At 58.9% G+C, this 14614-nt stretch carries 19 protein-coding genes; 9 read left to right on the forward strand and 10 right to left on the reverse strand.

What is annotated here, in order from left to right; genetic code table 11:
* Positions 1–5: 5 nt before the first annotated feature.
* Both mlaD and AC2FEE_RS11650 read left to right on the forward strand, forming a co-directional pair.
* The gene (gene mlaD / locus AC2FEE_RS11645) at positions 6–458 is read left to right on the forward strand and encodes an outer membrane lipid asymmetry maintenance protein MlaD (protein ID WP_421597501.1); all 453 of its coding nucleotides are present in this window, start codon (positions 6–8) and stop codon (positions 456–458) included.
* A complete protein-coding gene (locus AC2FEE_RS11650) occupies positions 455–823 on the forward strand; it encodes a DUF2155 domain-containing protein (protein ID WP_496865357.1) in 369 nt (122 codons plus the stop codon). The genes mlaD and AC2FEE_RS11650 overlap by 4 nt, the downstream gene beginning before the upstream one ends.
* On the opposite strand, the gene aat is transcribed toward AC2FEE_RS11650, so the two are convergent.
* The 4 genes from aat to AC2FEE_RS11670 form a co-directional block, all read right to left on the reverse strand.
* Positions 778–1410 (reverse strand): leucyl/phenylalanyl-tRNA--protein transferase, encoded by a 633-nt coding sequence (gene aat, locus AC2FEE_RS11655; RefSeq protein WP_496865358.1) that lies wholly within the window; start codon positions 1408–1410, stop codon positions 778–780. The two genes, AC2FEE_RS11650 and aat, sit on opposite strands and share 46 nt — an antisense overlap.
* A gap of 48 nt (positions 1411–1458) precedes the next feature.
* Positions 1459–2808, reverse strand: a complete 1350-nt coding sequence (gene accC / locus AC2FEE_RS11660) for an acetyl-CoA carboxylase biotin carboxylase subunit (protein ID WP_496865359.1) — start codon at positions 2806–2808, stop codon at positions 1459–1461.
* 9 nt (positions 2809–2817) lie between these two features.
* Positions 2818–3315 carry an acetyl-CoA carboxylase biotin carboxyl carrier protein gene (gene accB / locus AC2FEE_RS11665; protein WP_496865360.1) on the reverse strand — a complete coding sequence of 166 codons (498 nt, stop codon included), beginning with the start codon at positions 3313–3315 and terminating at the stop codon, positions 2818–2820.
* A gap of 150 nt (positions 3316–3465) precedes the next feature.
* Positions 3466–4002, reverse strand: coding sequence for a LuxR C-terminal-related transcriptional regulator (locus tag AC2FEE_RS11670; RefSeq protein WP_170326802.1), 537 nt, complete (start codon positions 4000–4002; stop codon positions 3466–3468).
* Between the two features lie 205 nt (positions 4003–4207).
* On the opposite strand from AC2FEE_RS11670, the gene AC2FEE_RS11675 reads away from it, so the two are divergent.
* The 5 genes from AC2FEE_RS11675 to AC2FEE_RS11695 all read left to right on the forward strand — a co-directional run bounded on the left by AC2FEE_RS11675 (position 4208) and on the right by AC2FEE_RS11695 (position 10123).
* Complete coding sequence (locus AC2FEE_RS11675; protein WP_496865362.1) at positions 4208–5503, forward strand: short-chain fatty acyl-CoA regulator family protein; 1296 nt, start codon at positions 4208–4210, stop codon at positions 5501–5503.
* Between the two features lie 78 nt (positions 5504–5581).
* Complete coding sequence (locus AC2FEE_RS11680) at positions 5582–5962, forward strand: response regulator transcription factor (protein ID WP_496865364.1); 381 nt, start codon at positions 5582–5584, stop codon at positions 5960–5962.
* Positions 5959–6273, forward strand: coding sequence for a hypothetical protein (locus tag AC2FEE_RS11685; RefSeq protein WP_496865366.1), 315 nt, complete (start codon positions 5959–5961; stop codon positions 6271–6273). The genes AC2FEE_RS11680 and AC2FEE_RS11685 overlap by 4 nt, the downstream gene beginning before the upstream one ends.
* Positions 6261–8939 (forward strand): ATP-binding protein, encoded by a 2679-nt coding sequence (locus tag AC2FEE_RS11690; RefSeq protein ID WP_496865368.1) that lies wholly within the window; start codon positions 6261–6263, stop codon positions 8937–8939. Before AC2FEE_RS11685 ends, AC2FEE_RS11690 begins: the two co-directional genes overlap by 13 nt.
* Before the next feature lie 77 nt (positions 8940–9016).
* Positions 9017–10123 carry a FliM/FliN family flagellar motor C-terminal domain-containing protein gene (locus AC2FEE_RS11695; protein WP_496865370.1) on the forward strand — a complete coding sequence of 369 codons (1107 nt, stop codon included), beginning with the start codon at positions 9017–9019 and terminating at the stop codon, positions 10121–10123.
* Between the two features lies 1 nt (position 10124).
* Here the strand turns inward: AC2FEE_RS11695 and AC2FEE_RS11700 are convergent, their stop codons facing one another.
* The 4 genes from AC2FEE_RS11700 to AC2FEE_RS11715 are packed head-to-tail and all read right to left on the reverse strand — an operon-like array spanning position 10125 to position 12315.
* Positions 10125–10556, reverse strand: coding sequence for a protein tyrosine phosphatase family protein (locus AC2FEE_RS11700; RefSeq protein WP_496865372.1), 432 nt, complete (start codon positions 10554–10556; stop codon positions 10125–10127).
* 9 nt (positions 10557–10565) lie between these two features.
* On the reverse strand, positions 10566–10997 hold the full coding sequence (locus AC2FEE_RS11705) for a DUF6691 family protein (RefSeq protein WP_496865373.1): 432 nt from the start codon (positions 10995–10997) through the stop codon (positions 10566–10568).
* The gene (locus AC2FEE_RS11710) at positions 10997–11419 is read right to left on the reverse strand and encodes a YeeE/YedE family protein (protein WP_496865375.1); all 423 of its coding nucleotides are present in this window, start codon (positions 11417–11419) and stop codon (positions 10997–10999) included. The genes AC2FEE_RS11705 and AC2FEE_RS11710 overlap by 1 nt, the downstream gene beginning before the upstream one ends.
* 32 nt (positions 11420–11451) lie before the next feature.
* On the reverse strand, positions 11452–12315 hold the full coding sequence (locus AC2FEE_RS11715) for an MBL fold metallo-hydrolase (RefSeq protein ID WP_496865377.1): 864 nt from the start codon (positions 12313–12315) through the stop codon (positions 11452–11454).
* A gap of 244 nt (positions 12316–12559) precedes the next feature.
* On the opposite strand from AC2FEE_RS11715, the gene AC2FEE_RS11720 reads away from it, so the two are divergent.
* Positions 12560–12775, forward strand: coding sequence for a hypothetical protein (locus AC2FEE_RS11720; protein WP_496865379.1), 216 nt, complete (start codon positions 12560–12562; stop codon positions 12773–12775).
* A 9-nt stretch (positions 12776–12784) separates the two neighbouring features.
* On the opposite strand, the gene AC2FEE_RS11725 is transcribed toward AC2FEE_RS11720, so the two are convergent.
* On the reverse strand, positions 12785–13003 hold the full coding sequence (locus AC2FEE_RS11725; protein WP_496865381.1) for a hypothetical protein: 219 nt from the start codon (positions 13001–13003) through the stop codon (positions 12785–12787).
* A gap of 162 nt (positions 13004–13165) precedes the next feature.
* Here AC2FEE_RS11725 and AC2FEE_RS11730 point away from each other — a divergent pair, with 162 nt between their 5' ends.
* Positions 13166–13435, forward strand: a complete 270-nt coding sequence (locus tag AC2FEE_RS11730; RefSeq protein WP_170445087.1) for a DUF2312 domain-containing protein — start codon at positions 13166–13168, stop codon at positions 13433–13435.
* Between the two features lie 224 nt (positions 13436–13659).
* Here AC2FEE_RS11730 and AC2FEE_RS11735 read toward each other — a convergent pair whose 3' ends face one another.
* Positions 13660–14535, reverse strand: a complete 876-nt coding sequence (locus AC2FEE_RS11735; RefSeq protein WP_496865383.1) for a hypothetical protein — start codon at positions 14533–14535, stop codon at positions 13660–13662.
* Between the last annotated feature and the right edge of the window lie 79 nt (positions 14536–14614).

Below are 14614 nucleotides of genomic sequence, written 5' to 3' on the forward strand. Positions count from 1 at the left end.
GAGCAATGTCGACCTACAACGTTACCGAAGTTCTTGTCGGTGGGGCCGTTCTGGCCTGCGCCGTTGCCTTTGGCGTCTATGCCAGCCAGTCCACCGGCCTGTCGCAGGGTGGTACTGGATATCAGCTTGAGGCATCTTTCCGCTCGCTCGAAGGTGTGGGTGTGGGCACCGATGTGCGTCTGGCCGGGGTCAAGATCGGCACTGTAACGGGCGTAACTCTGAACCCGGACACTTATCGTGCGGACACGACATTCTCGATTGCGGACGGCATCTTGGTGCCGGACGACAGTGCCATCATCATTTCGTCCGAAGGTTTGCTTGGCGGCAATTTCGTTGAGGTGATGCCGGGCGGTTCTCCGTTCTATTTTGAACCCGGCGATCAGGTCGAAGATACGCAAGGCGCGGTCAGCCTGATCTCGCTGCTGGTCAAGTTCGTGGCCGGGGACGGCGGCGAATGAAGCGTTTTGCCTTGATCGCGGCACTTCTGGCTGCCACGGGCGCAATGGCGCAGCAAAAGGCGCAGTCAGGCCCCGGGGCGATCCTGCGGGGCTTGGACAAGGTCAATGGCCAGACCGTTGATGTGGAAATGCAGAGCGGTGAGACCACGGCGGTTTTTGGTCTGGATGTGGCACTTGGGGAATGCAGGTACCCGGCCGAGAACCCGACCGGTGATGCCTTTGCCTATCTGACGATCTGGGAAAAAGGCAAATCGGATCAATTGTTTGATGGTTGGATGATTGCCACATCTCCGGCGCTGAACGCGCTGGATCACGCGCGTTACGACGTCTGGGTGATCCGCTGTATAACCCCTTCGGGTGACTGATCCAGCGGCGCGGTAAAATCCGCGCTGGCGTTGATCGCCTCTTCCAGGTCCCGCCGGTACTGCGTTCGGGGAATTTCAATCGCGCCCAATGACGCCAGATGCGCAGTCAGAAACTGCGTATCGAACAGCTGAAACCCGGTTTGCCGCAGGCGATCCACCAGGTAGGCCAGAGCGATTTTTGACGCGTCCTTTCGGCGCGAGAACATGCTTTCCCCAAAAAACGCAGCCCCCAGTGCAACACCGAAGACACCGCCAACCAGATGGTCGGCCTCCCACACCTCGAGCGAGTGCGCGTGACCCAAGTGGTGAATTTGTAGATAAAGGTCCCGCAACTCGGTGTTGATCCAAGTGTCCGCGCGATCCGCGCAGCCATCGACAACCTTTGCAAAGTCCTGATTGATCGTTACCGAATACCCGCAATTGCGGATACGGCGTGCAAGGCTGCGCGAAATATGGAAGCCGTCGAGGGGAAAGACACCGCGAAACTTGGGGTCAACCCAGAACAACTCTGCGGCGTCACGGTTTTCGGCCATCGGAAAAATGCCGATGGAATATCCGTGCAACAAGAGTTCCGGAGAAAGGCTCATGCAGAATGCCCGAAGGTCGAAGGGTTGGCACCCTTCGACCCTGCTGAATTAATCGGCCATGTTCTCCGCAAGCCAGCGCTCCAGCCAGTGGATGTTGTAGTTGCCGCTGAGGATGTCGGACTCCTGCAACAGGGCGTGGAACAGCGGTACGGTGGTGTCGATGCCGTCCACGATCAGTTCACCCAAAGCCCGTTCCAGACGCGCGAGCGCCTCGGCCCGGTCACGCCCCTGAACAATCAGTTTAGCAATCAGCGAGTCGTAATAGGGTGGAATCGAATACCCATCATACAGAGCCGAATCCATCCGCACACCCAGTCCGCCCGGCGCGTGATAGGCTGAGATTTTGCCTGGGCAGGGCGAGAAGTTCGGCAGTTTTTCGGCGTTGATCCGAACCTCGATGGCGTGGCCGTTGATCACCAGATCATCCTGACCAAAAGACATGTCCTCACCAGCGGCGACAAGGATTTGTTCGCGCACCAGATCGACGCCAAAAATCCCCTCGGTTACCGGGTGTTCCACCTGCAGGCGGGTGTTCATCTCGATGAAGTAGAACTCGCCGTTTTCATACAGGAACTCGATCGTACCCGCGCCGATATAGTTGATCTTGGCCACGGCGTCGGCGCAGATCTTACCGATCTTGGCGCGCTCTTCCGGGCTGATGGCAGGGCCGGGGGCTTCTTCGAATACCTTCTGGTGGCGGCGCTGCAGCGAGCAGTCGCGCTCACCCAGGTGGACCGCCTTGCCCTTACCGTCGCCAAAGACCTGAATCTCGATATGGCGTGGCGTGGTCAGGTATTTCTCGATATAGACCTCGTCGTTGCCAAAGGCGGCTTTGCCCTCGGCACGGGCGGTCATGAAGGCGCTTTCCATCTCACCCGCACTCTGCGCGACTTTCATGCCGCGCCCGCCGCCGCCGGCGGTGGCTTTAATGATAACGGGATAGCCGAATTTTTCACCGATCTTTTTGGCGGTGGCCAGATCGGGCACGCCGCCGTCCGAGCCCGGAACGCAAGGCACACCCAGCGCCTTCATGGTATCCTTGGCGGTGATCTTGTCGCCCATTACGCGGATATGCTCCGCGGTGGGGCCAATGAAGGTGATGCCGTGGTCTTCGACGATCTGCACGAACTCGGCGTTCTCGGACAGGAAGCCATAGCCGGGGTGGATCGCCTGTGCGCCGGTGATTTCACAGGCCGAGATGATCGCGGGCACGGACAGATAGCTTTGCGGGCTGGGCGGAGGGCCGATGCACACCGATTCGTCCGCCATGCGCACATGCATTGCGTCGCTGTCGGCGGTAGAGTGGACGGCGACCGTCTTAATCCCCATCTCGCGTGCGGCGCGGATGACGCGCAAGGCGATCTCGCCTCGGTTGGCAATCAGGATCTTGTCGAACATAGGACCGCCTTACTCAACGATGACCAGAGGGGTGCCGAATTCTACAGCGTCGCCGTCACCCACCAGAATACGCTTAATGGTGCCAGACTTGGGCGCGTGGATGTGGTTCATGGTTTTCATTGCTTCGACGATCAGCAGCGTATCGCCTTCGGATACCGACGCGCCGACCGAGATGAACGAGGGCGCACCCGGCTCGGGTTGCATATACACGGTGCCGACCATGGGCGAGGTCACAGCCCCGGGGTGGCTGGCCGGATCTTCCTGCGCTGCGGGTGCCTCAGCGACAGCAGGTGCCGGTGCGGCAGCCGGTGCGACCGGTGCGGCGGCCGGAACCGCGACTTGAACCGGAGCAGCGGCGACCTGGTTCATGCGGCTGACGCGTACGTTCAGGCTGTCTTCCTCGCCATATTCGCGTTTGACCTGCAACTCGGTCAGGTCGTTTTCGCGCAGCAATTCGGCCAGTGCCTTGATGAATGCCACATCCGCTTCGTGTTTGGTGTCTGTCATGAGTGTCCTCGACGGTTCCCCTTTGGCCCGTCTGTTCCATGCGGGCTTTGGTCTGATTACGCAGCGTTATAAGCCATGCGTCCGGCCATGAAAAGCGCGTCTGGCCCTGTCAGATGGCGGTTTTAACGAAGATTTCGAGGGGAAAGGGGATTACAGCGGCATTCCCGATAGTTTCGCCACCAGTTCGGGCAGTTTGCGGGCCCCGAATTTCTCCAGAAGGCGGGCACGGTAGGCCTCGATCGTGCGATAGCTGAGGTCCAGTTCGGCCCCGATTTCCTTGGCGGACAGGCCGCGACAGGACAAGATCGCGACCTCGCGTTCGCGCGCGGTCAGCTCGACCAGGGGGCGTTCTTCCGAGATGTCTGAAAAGCTCCAGATTCCGTGGCGAAACGGGTCGTCGGGGGTCAGTGAGCGTCCGCGCGCGCGGCACCAGAACAGGTCGCTGTTGCGTCGCCGCATGACGCGTTCGTCCGTGTAATACCCGGTGTCGCGCATCACCTGCAGGCTGCGCGCGCCGATGCGTTCCCAGTCCGCTACGGACGGATAAAGGTGCAACAGGGGCATGTTGCGGTAGTCCGCGGCCTCGCCACCAAAGGTGCGAGCGAACTGCAGATTGCAGCGCCGGATGATCCGGTTCTCCAATTCGACAAGCCCGATTGGTGCATATTCAAAGGCGGGATCGCTCATGCGGCTATCGTGCAGGGATTTCAGGGGAATTAGAAGGGGGCCAGCGCAGATTCTGCGTGGGCATAGCCCGCATCTGGCGAGTGTGTTTTGTCAAGTTTGTAAATGATCTATGAAAACTCCGGCATAACTACTAGAAATACATCAAGAGTTCTGAAAACAAATTGGGGTCAAAATCGGATGGTTTCGCTTTGGAAGGGGTGAGAACATGCGCGATACGCTGACAGGCAGTCGTATCCGGGAAAGGCGTCAGATTGCCGGTCTCCGGCAGGCGGAACTCGCGCGTCAGGTCGGGATTTCAGCGTCATATCTGAACCTTATCGAACATAATCGCCGCCGGATTGGCGGCAAGTTGCTGGTCGATATCGCGGCGACGCTGGCCGTGGAGCCGTCGGTTCTGACGCAGGGGGTCGAGGCCACGTTGATCGCGGCGCTGCGCGAGGCCGCGGCCGACGCCGTAGGCCAGCAGGCGGAACTGGACGGGCTCGAGGAGTTTGCCGGGCGGTTTCCCGGATGGGCGGGGGTGTTGGCGCAGATGCACCGCCGGGTCGTGTCGTTGGAGCGCACCGTGGAAACGTTGTCGGACCGTCTGACGCACGATCCGCACCTGGCGGCCTCGATGCACGAGGTTCTGTCGACCGCTGCCGCGATTCGGTCAACCGCTGCAATCCTGGCGGACACGCAGGACATCGAACCCGAATGGCAGGACCGTTTTCACAGCAACCTGCATCAGGATGCCGAGCGTTTGGCTGAAAGCTCCAAGTCGCTGGTCGCTTATCTAGATGAAAGCGATTCTGACGGCGATCATCGCGGCGTACCGTTGGAAGATGTCGAAGCGTTTTTTGAGGCGCACGAGCACCATTTTCCCGAGATCGAAAGGGGCGGAGGGGACGCTGATATTGACCTAAGTGATCTGGACTCGAGTGCGGCAAGAACCTTGACCAGCGACTTTCTCAAAGTCTACGCCGCGGATGCCCGGGTAATGCCGCTGGACCAACTGCAGGCCGCGCTGGCTGAGGCCCCTATGGACCCGCTGCAACTGGCGGCGCGGTTTTCAGTCAACGTTGCAACGGTGCTGAGGCGGCTGGCGACTCTGCCGGGCGGGTATCTTGGGCGGCCGACGGGGCTCGTGGTGTGCGATGCCTCCGGCAGTATACTGTTCAGCAAGTCCGTGACTGGTTTTGCAATGCCGCGCTTTGGTGAGGCCTGCCCCCTGTGGCCGCTGTTTCAGGCGTTGAACCGGCCGTTGGTCCCCATCCGCAAACGCATCGTGCAACTTGGGCGAACTGCGGCGGTGTTCGATTGCTATGCCTATGCGTGGCCGCAGCACATATCCGGCTTTGATGACGGACCGGTCTACCGTTCAGTGATGCTGGTGCGGTCGGTCGAAGAAGTTGCGCAAGATGAACAAGCGGTTGCCCGGGTTGGTCCCAGCTGCAGGGTCTGCCCCAACAGCGATTGCGTATCCCGTCGTGAACCGTCGATTCTGAGCGAAGGTTTTTGACAGATTCCTGACAGAACGCGTAAGCTGGCAGAGACGGGTCGATCAGTTTTTGACCCGTCACGGGGAGGACAGATAATCATGAGCCGAAAGGTTCTGCTAATTGAGGATGAGCCGAACATCGCCGAGGCCATTCGGTTCCTGCTGACACGTGAGGGTTGGCAGGTTCAAACGCACGCCGAAGGCAGCGACGCATTACAGGTTATTCAGGGCGCAAGTCCGGATCTCGTAATTCTTGATGTGATGCTGCCGGGCAAAAACGGGATGGAGATTTTAAGAGACCTGCGCGAAGTGGACGGTATGCAGAGCTTGCCGGTTCTGATGCTGACCGCGCGAGGGCAGTCTCGGGATCGGGAGATGGCCGAAAACGCCGGTGTCAGTCGTTTCATGACCAAGCCGTTTTCCAATACCGAGATGCTGACTGCAGTGCGGGACCTGCACGCGCAGGCAACACAGTCATGAGTTCGGACGAAGACCGTCAGCCTTCGGGCGTCCGGCCTTCGCTGTTTCTCGAGCGGCAGAGCTATCGCCGCCGCAGGTTGTCTGATGCCGCACGACTGTTGCCCTTTTTGGGCGCGGCCTTGTTAGCCATCCCGTTGTTATGGCCCGACGGTCAAGGCACGCAGGAGGGCGTGCCCCTGTCTTCTGCGATCTTTTACATCTTCACCTGCTGGGCAGCGATGATCCTGGCCGGTCTGGTGTTTGGATTTGCCGCCAGGCGCATGGGGCGCCATGATGAATCCGAACCCGAGACGGATCGATGGCAACGCTGAACATTCTGATTCTGGTTTGCCTGGGCTACGTGGTGCTGTTGTTCGGCGTCGCCTTTGCAGCTGACAGGTTGGCGGCCGCCGGGCGGGGTGCATGGCTGCGCTCGCCGCTGGTTTATACACTTTCTTTGTCGATTTACTGCACCGCCTGGACGTTTTACGGAGCGGTGGGCAACGCCGCGCGGTCGGGGCTGGAGTTCGTCACGATCTACCTGGGTCCAACGCTGGTCATGGTCAGCTGGTGGTGGGGGTTGCGCAAGTTGGTGCGCGTCGGGCGCAGCCAAAGGGTGACCTCAATTGCTGACCTGATTTCTTCGCGTTATGGCAAGTCCAATACGCTGGCGATCTGCGTGACTATTCTGGCCGTATTGGGCGGCACCCCCTATATCGCATTGCAACTACAATCCATTACCCTGTCATTCTCGATTTTTGCCGAGGCTGACCCCTCGGGCCTTTATCGCGAAGGTTCCAGTGTGTTCTGGGTGGCTGCGGGTTTGGCGGTGTTTGCCATCCTGTTCGGTACGCGCAATCTGGACGTCAATGAACGCCACCACGGTATCGTTACGGCAATTGCGCTGGAATCGGTGGTTAAGCTGTTTGCCCTGCTTGCGGTGGGCGCGTTTGTGGTCTGGGGCATCGCGGGCGGCGTTGGGCCGATGATGGACCGCATTGACGCGTCCGAGATCGGCCAATGGAACGTGGATGCTGGGCGCTGGACCACCTTTATATTTCTGTCTGCAGCAGCCTTTGTCTGCCTGCCGCGCATGTTTCAGGTCATGGTGGTCGAGAACGCGGATGAAGGCCACCTGAGAACCGCTGCGTGGGCTTTCCCACTGTACCTGTTGCTGATGAGCCTCTTTGTGGTGCCGATCGCAGTTGTTGGTCTGGACCTGCTGCCCGAAGGCTCGAACCCTGATCTGTTCGTGCTGACCGTGCCGCTGTCTCAGGGCAATGACTGGCTGGCGATGCTGTCCTTTATCGGTGGTTTCTCTTCGGCCACGTCCATGGTCATCGTCACGGCCATGGCGCTGTCGACGATGGTGTCGAACCACGTGGTCATGCCAATCTGGTTGAGCACACAGGAAGGGTCTGGCTCCGTGTCCGGCGACGTCAGGAACGTCGTGCTGGTGGCGCGGCGGGTGTCGATCGCGGTTATCATGGCACTGGGCTACTATTACTATCGCCTGTCAGGGGGCGGGGCGGCACTGGCCTCGATCGGATTGATTGCCTTTGCCGGGATTTCCCAGATTCTACCCGCTTTGGTTGGTGGTCTGTTCTGGCGCGGCGCGACACGGACCGGTGCCTTGGTGGGTCTGACCGTGGGGTTCCTGCTGTGGGTCTACACGCTTTTGCTGCCGGGGATGGGTGGTGCGCTGATGCCCGACACGGTGCTGCAAAACGGCCCGTTCGGCTTGGGTTGGATGCGCCCGCAGGCCCTGTTCGGGATCGAGGGTATGGACCCGATGGTACATACTGTAATGTGGTCGCTGTCCCTGAACGCCATCGCGTTCTGCGTTGCATCACTGCTCAGCTTCCCCAGCCCGCTGGAACGACTGCAGGGGGCGCAGTTTGTAAACGTCTTCGATCACTCGGTCGCACCGCGTGGCTGGTCCGGGTCGGTTGCGCAAAGCGAAGACCTGATGATCATGACCCAGCGTATACTGGGTGCAGGTCCCGCACAGGAGTTTTTTCAAGCTGAGGCGGACCTGCAGGGAGGGCGCTCCGGCCTGCCGGAACCAACCCCTGCATTTCTGGAACGGCTGGAACGCGAGCTGAGCGGCTCCGTCGGTGCCGCCACAGCGCATGCGATGATTGGTCAGATCGTCGGCGGCTCGCACGTGTCGGTCGAGGATCTACTGGCCGTGGCTGACGAATCCGCGCAGCTGCTGGAGTATTCCAGCCAGTTGGAGGTGAAATCTGCAGAACTAAGCCGAACCGCGCGGCAATTGCGTGAGGCAAACACCAAGCTGACGCAAATCTCGGAACAGAAGGACAGCTTCCTCAGCCAGGTCAGTCACGAACTGCGCACCCCCATGACCTCGATCCGCGCGTTTTCCGAGATCATGCGCGATACCGAGGGGCTGAGTGGGGAAGAGCAAACGCGTTATGCCGCCATCATTCACGACGAAGCCTTGCGCCTGACCCGGTTGCTTGACGACCTTCTGGACCTGAGCGTGTTGGAAAGCGGGCGGGTTAATTTGAATGTAGGTGACGACACGCTGCGCTCAGTGCTGGATCGGGCCGTGTCCAGCGCGCTGGCCGGATCGAACCGGAAGCTAACGGTGCGGCGCTCGAAAACTGCTGAACGTATCCCGTTGCAGACCGATCTGGACCGGCTGGGGCAGGTCTTTATCAACCTGATTTCCAATGCGCAGAAATACTGTGATGCCGAAGAACCGGTGCTGACGATCTCGGCCCATGACGTCGGTGAGCAGGTGGTAATAGACTTTGCCGACAATGGCAGCGGCATCCCGCCCGAGGCACGCTCCATGGTGTTCGAGAAATTCGCCCGCGTGGGCGTCGACAAGGCTGGCGGGGCCGGGCTGGGCCTGGCGATCTGCCGTGAAATCATGCAGCGTTTGGGCGGAGAAATCACTTATCTGCCGGGGCAGGGCGGGGCGGCGTTTCGTGTCAGGCTGCCAATGGCGCACCGACAGGCAGCGCAGTGACGCGGTTGTAAAGACATTCGTAACCTGAACCGGGTTAGACCGAGTATCAGATACAGCAATCAACAGCGGTTTCGGGCATGACGCAGTCGGTCAGCGCAGCTTTGGCGCGCAAGCTTTCAGTGGGGCAGGAAGAACAGGGTGACAAGCCGCGTTCGATCCTGCGGGCGCTGCGGCTGGCCTTTGCCCGGGCCGCCGGGGATCGGTTGCAGCTGTCCATGGTCGTAATCGGCGCCAGACAATCCCACCGAACGTCGGATGTGTTGGCGGAACAGGTCGCGGAAGACTGGCTGCTGTTGCAGTTTGTCGACGCTGACGGAATGTCTGCGGCCATCTGCATGGATCTGGGTGCGGTTTCGGCCGTCGTTCAGGTGCAAACCATTGGCGAGGTGATGGCGGACGCGCCTTCGCCCCGCGCGTTTACACATACGGATGGGGCAATGGTGGCGCCTTTTATCGAAGATGCCTTGGCGCGCGCGGTCGATCTGGTGGAGGCGCCGTTGGATCAATCCAGCTTGTCGGGGTTTGAATTTGCCGCCCGTTTTACTGATTTGCGCACGTTGTCGCTGGCCATGGCCGAAGACGCGTATCGGGTGTTTGACCTGACCGTGGAACTGGGTGGCGGTTTGCGTCAAGGGCAGATTTCCGTGTTCCTGCCGGACCGAACCGCAGAAGACTCCGACGAAGTCACGCAAGGGAACACGGGTCCAAATCTTGAACAGGCTTCGGGGGTGTTGCGGGCCGAACTGAATACGGTGATCTGCCGCATGTCGCTGCCTCTGGCAACTCTATCGCAACTCAAGGTGGGCGACGTTCTACCGCTGACGGTGGCAAGGCTGGATCGTGCGGAAGTCCTGACAATTGATTGCAGCCTTGCCGCAATTGGCCGGTTGGGGCAATGCGGAGGGATGCGCGCGGTGCGTCTGAACGAATACGCGCCGCTGGCGGCGTTAACCCAATCTGAGGCTGAGGAGTTTCTTGAGGCTCGCTCGACCACAACGCTGCGACCTGATCCGGACCTGCCCGCGCCAACGGAACTGTCGCAAATGCCGGCCACGCTCGATCCGGGCGTAACAGGCGATTTCAAATCCAACCTAGACTTCACCGATTCAGACCAGATGGTGGCCGAGATATCGCAACTTGCCGGCCTGAAGCTATCGGACACAGATCCAGACGGTCTAAGTTAAATTAATCGGTAACGCCGCGAATTTGGTCAAGGGTCGGGCGCAGGTTTTCCAGCGCGTAACCCGCTTTGGTGGTGGCATCCAGAATGGCGTCGGTGCTCATCCGATCACACTGACCCAGCGCCCAAACCACAGAACACCGTGTGCCCGAGGCGCAATAGGCCAGAACCGGCCCGTTGCAGCTTTCGGCCAGCTCGCGTTGCAGGGCTACATTCGCGGGTGTCATGGTCTGGTGCGTCAGCTCCAGAACTTCGTACTCCAGTCCCGCCGCACGTACTGCTTCACCGATCGCATCCGATTGCATATTCGCCGGAACTTCGACATTGGGCCGGTTGCAAATCACTTTGACAAAGCCAGCTTCAGCTATGGCTGGAACGTCCTCGACCGTGATTTGCGGCGAGACGGCGTAGCGGGGGGTAATCGGGCGAATCTCCATGGCAATTGATTAGGCTGCGTTTGCGACTCTGTCCAGTTGCGCGCTCAGAGTAGGTGCCGCGTACATTCCCGCGAGCATGGCAACCAGAAAGACGGCACCACCAACGCCACCATAGCTGAGCGAGGCAATGGCAGGCCCGGGGCATAATCCCGCCAGCGCCCAGCCCATCCCGAACAGCATTGAACCCAGTATTAGGCGGCGGTCCAGTTCGGGTGTGGCCGGTTGCGGAAATTGTCCACCGGTTAGGGGGCGTCGATGGGTCGTCAATCGCCAGGCAATCAGCATTGGCAGGATCGCTCCGCCCATCACGAAGGCAAGCGTTGGGTCCCAGTGCCCGAAAAAATCCAGCCAGCCCTGTACTTTGGTCGTGTCGGTCATACCGGACAGCAGCAGACCTGCGCCGAAAAGTGATCCTGAAAAAAGGGAAATCAGCGCGCGCATCAGATCACCCCCCAAACATTACGGAACAAGGTGATCGTCACAACTCCGGCCCCGATATAGATCAGGGTGGCGACGATGCCGCGCAGCGAGAAGCGTGATATCCCGCAGACGCCGTGACCGGACGTGCACCCGTTGGCGATGCGCGTTCCGGCCCCCACAAGCAAACCGGCGATAATCACCACGGTGATATTGCTGGTCAGATGTGTCTCGGGTGCCGGAGAGAGCATGAGTCGCAGCAACAAGGGCATTCCGACCACGCCTGCCAGAAAACTCAGCCTTTCCAGTGACCGGTCGCTGTTGTCGACCAACCCGCCCAGTATTCCGCTGGCCCCCATGATGCGCCCGTTGCCCAGCAGGTAAACGACGGCGCCAAGCCCAATAAGAAGGCCTCCGCCAAGGCCCCATATCCAATCTGTATGCATATCGTGTCCTTTGCCGTGCTGCGGCCAGTAACTCAGAGTTTGTTCAGGGGAAGCTTCAGAAACACGTCGCCGTGTTCATCTGCCGGAGGCATTTGCCCTGCGCGCATGTTGACTTGCAGGGATGGCAGGATCAGGCGCGGCATGGCCAGCGTCGCATCCCGGGCGTCGCGCATCTCGACAAATTCCTCGATCGAGCGGCCTTGGCCAATGTGAACGTTCAGCGCCTTCTGCTCGCCAACCGTCGTTTCCCAGGCATATTCATCACGCCCGGGTGCTTTGTAATCATGGCCGACAAAAATCCGCGTCTCATCCGGCAGCGCCAGGATTTTCTGGATCGAGTCATACAGCATTGCAGAGGACCCACCGGGAAAGTCGCAGCGCGCTGTGCCGAAGTCCGGCATAAAAAGGGTGTCACCGACAAAAGCCGCATCGCCGATCACATAGGTCAGACATGCGGGTGTATGCCCGGGCGTATGCAGCACGTCGCCGCGCATCTGACCGACGTGAAAACTATCGCCTTCGCGGAAGAGGGCGTCGAACTGACTGCCGTCGCGCTGAAACTCGGTGCCTTCGTTGAAAATTTTGCCAAAGGTTTCCTGAATCGTGACGATCTGGTCACCGATACCGATTTTACCACCCAACTCCTGCTGTAAATAGGGGGCCGCTGACAGGTGATCGGCGTGGACGTGGCTTTCCAGTATCCAGTCGACCCGCAGATCATTCTTCCGTACATGGTCAATGATCTGATCGGCCGAGCGCGTGCCGGTACGGCCCGAGGCGTGGTCGAAATCCAGAACACTGTCGATTACCGCGCAGGAAAGGCCTTCGGGCTCCTGCGCGACGTAGGAAACCGTAAAGGTCTCAGGATCGAAAAACGCTTTCACAATGGGTGTCATGTGGCCCTCCACCGGTTTAGTTATTTCACATATTAATTATGGAATATATTATAATCAACATGCGTAATTTGATGCTGGTCAAGGCAAGGAAGTCTCATTATGAGTAAAATCTAGTCAATTCGCTTTTGGACAACCGGAGCGGCACGGTTTGTCGGCGGATTCCCGCGCTATTTTTGGGTAATCTGGGCGGGTCTTAAAGTGGTCACAAAAATCGGCGTAAATGAAGACATTTGGGAGGATGGAGATGTCATCAATCAATTTATACTCAGAAGCCGAACAACTTGAAAAAAAACTTAACGGCGCGTGCCTGGATACGCGACTTGCCCTTCAGCCAAGTGTAACCAAGGTGATCGAACGGATGCGTCAGGAAGGTATGCACATACCATCGCGCTTGCGGCAACTGGATGCAGCCCTGTGTGAAGATGCCATGGAGGCGCGCTTTGATAATCTGCCAATCTAGGCTGGTAGGCTAGCCAAAGGAAATCCCTAGGATTACCACCATCAAGCCAATCATTGACAGAAATAACGAAGCCAGATTCCACGGCAGAACACCCTGAACAACAGCGCGCAATTCTTCGTCCGAGAGGCCGGATTTGCGCGCTTTCATCACGTGTGCAATACACCAGACTAGGCCCGCAAGCCCGGCAAGCGACAGGGCGGCGCCGCCCCAGGTGATGAATTCGAACATGGTTCCCCACATTTGCTTGTCACGTTCACTTGCGCTTAGCCGAGAACCCCCGCTCACACAAGCCCGCCTGCGATTGGGCGCTTGCGGCGCGGGCGGCAGCGATGTATCCGGCATATTGCCCGCTGCCACAGCAACAGAAATCTACCTCTGGGAGAGACGTAAATGGATGACATGACCGAAGATCAGGCCTCTGCCAACTATCGCGTAACCGCAGGCGAGCTGCGCCAGTTCATCGAACGGTTCGAGCGACTGGATGCGGAAAAGAAGGATCTGGCGGAACAGCAAAAAGAGGTGATGGCCGAGGCCAAAGCCCGTGGCTACGATACCAAGGTCATGCGCAAGGTGATCGCTCTGCGTAAACGCGACAAAGACGATATCGCCGAGGAAGAAGCCGTGCTGGAAATGTACAAGGAAGCGCTTGGCATGAGTTGAAGCTCGCCTGACGGGAACCTTCAGACGTGCGAAACATGTGTGCCCCGCAGGGATTGCGTTGATCCGGGGCACGCGCCACAGGATTTCTTCTTCGGGCCGCGGCGGCCTTGAAGTAAGCGTGAATTGATTCGAGATTTCTGTCGGTCGTACGTGATACAGTTATGGCCTCAAACCGGATGTCCGCGCAGTGCCGGTTTCAGCAAGCCGATGCCCCAAAAGCGGGCTCAGGGTTTCAGAACCCGAACTCCGGGAATCGTGCCAAGCCGTTCGAGATCCTGCTCATATAATTCCGAAAACGCGTCTACGATTTCGGTGCTCCACCCGGGCAGGTCCAGTTCTTCTTCGATTTCTTCCGGTTGCGCGTGATTGTCGAATATTCGAGCCATGTTTTCGTGCAGGCTCTCCTTGCTCTGCCCCGCATCCTGATCAGCCAGCGTCAGGACTTCGTTCTGGCCTGCTTCATCCAGCAAAGACAGCAACAATTCGTGCTCATCCTGCAAGGGCGTTTCTTCGTCCAGGTCAGCCAGAGCGCGAATGATGTCCCCCCAGATGAAGGGGGTGTCTTCGTTGCCCCACAACGTAATCTGGACACTGGGTGCAAGATCCCGAATGTCTTCAATCATGCCAATCCAACTCAGGCAACTCAGATCAGTATCCCGAATTGCGTCGATGCGTGCTTCCTCTGGCAGTGACATCAGCAGTTTTGGGACGAAGCTTCCCGGATTTCTAAGCCCCATGAAGAGCTCAACCTCGTGGTCGTGGAAACCCTGTTCCAGCAAGGCCATCCTGCGGCCTGCGAAAGGGTACAACTGCCCATCCCGCAGCGCCGATTTCGGTTCACCTGCAAAACTGGCGCTGGTGTAGATTGCACGCCGGGTGCCCTCACCACTGGGCAGAATGCCATTGATTTTCTGCTGGATCGGAAACTCGGCTGGAGCGGCTTCGAACCCGTCAAACGCTGGCTTGAATACGCGTTTGTATCGCCGCGGACCAAAAAAGGCGACGCCATGTGTTGCCAAAGCGGATGCGTTTTTATTCAACGAGGCTAACACCCGACCCTCGTCAGTAAGCGCTACGCCTGCGTGGATAGCAATCTGCATTTTCGGTTCTTGTCCTTGCTTTTTGCCCCGCTTGCCGGGTTACCGTCTGGGACCAGAACAGTCAAACCCAAGCCAGTTT

The organism is Ruegeria sp. YTSC199, assembly GCF_059609725.1.

Bases quoted from the DNA above. Each gene is read 5' to 3' on its own strand.
- AC2FEE_RS11720 (WP_496865379.1), top strand. From the start codon at position 12,560: ATGTCATCAATCAATTTATACTCAGAAGCCGAACAACTTGAAAAAAAA.
- accC (WP_496865359.1), bottom strand. From the start codon at position 2,808: ATGTTCGACAAGATCCTGATTGCCAACCGAGGCGAGATCGCCTTGCGC.
- AC2FEE_RS11710 (WP_496865375.1), bottom strand. From the start codon at position 11,419: ATGCATACAGATTGGATATGGGGCCTTGGCGGAGGCCTTCTTATTGGG.
- AC2FEE_RS11695 (WP_496865370.1), top strand. From the start codon at position 9,017: ATGACGCAGTCGGTCAGCGCAGCTTTGGCGCGCAAGCTTTCAGTGGGG.
- AC2FEE_RS11705 (WP_496865373.1), bottom strand. From the start codon at position 10,997: ATGCGCGCGCTGATTTCCCTTTTTTCAGGATCACTTTTCGGCGCAGGT.
- AC2FEE_RS11680 (WP_496865364.1), top strand. From the start codon at position 5,582: ATGAGCCGAAAGGTTCTGCTAATTGAGGATGAGCCGAACATCGCCGAG.
- AC2FEE_RS11730 (WP_170445087.1), top strand. From the start codon at position 13,166: ATGGATGACATGACCGAAGATCAGGCCTCTGCCAACTATCGCGTAACC.
- accB (WP_496865360.1), bottom strand. From the start codon at position 3,315: ATGACAGACACCAAACACGAAGCGGATGTGGCATTCATCAAGGCACTG.
- AC2FEE_RS11685 (WP_496865366.1), top strand. From the start codon at position 5,959: ATGAGTTCGGACGAAGACCGTCAGCCTTCGGGCGTCCGGCCTTCGCTG.
- AC2FEE_RS11650 (WP_496865357.1), top strand. From the start codon at position 455: ATGAAGCGTTTTGCCTTGATCGCGGCACTTCTGGCTGCCACGGGCGCA.
- AC2FEE_RS11690 (WP_496865368.1), top strand. From the start codon at position 6,261: ATGGCAACGCTGAACATTCTGATTCTGGTTTGCCTGGGCTACGTGGTG.
- AC2FEE_RS11715 (WP_496865377.1), bottom strand. From the start codon at position 12,315: ATGACACCCATTGTGAAAGCGTTTTTCGATCCTGAGACCTTTACGGTT.
- AC2FEE_RS11675 (WP_496865362.1), top strand. From the start codon at position 4,208: ATGCGCGATACGCTGACAGGCAGTCGTATCCGGGAAAGGCGTCAGATT.
- AC2FEE_RS11735 (WP_496865383.1), bottom strand. From the start codon at position 14,535: ATGCAGATTGCTATCCACGCAGGCGTAGCGCTTACTGACGAGGGTCGG.
- aat (WP_496865358.1), bottom strand. From the start codon at position 1,410: ATGAGCCTTTCTCCGGAACTCTTGTTGCACGGATATTCCATCGGCATT.
- mlaD (WP_421597501.1), top strand. From the start codon at position 6: ATGTCGACCTACAACGTTACCGAAGTTCTTGTCGGTGGGGCCGTTCTG.
- AC2FEE_RS11670 (WP_170326802.1), bottom strand. From the start codon at position 4,002: ATGAGCGATCCCGCCTTTGAATATGCACCAATCGGGCTTGTCGAATTG.
- AC2FEE_RS11725 (WP_496865381.1), bottom strand. From the start codon at position 13,003: ATGTTCGAATTCATCACCTGGGGCGGCGCCGCCCTGTCGCTTGCCGGG.
- AC2FEE_RS11700 (WP_496865372.1), bottom strand. From the start codon at position 10,556: ATGGAGATTCGCCCGATTACCCCCCGCTACGCCGTCTCGCCGCAAATC.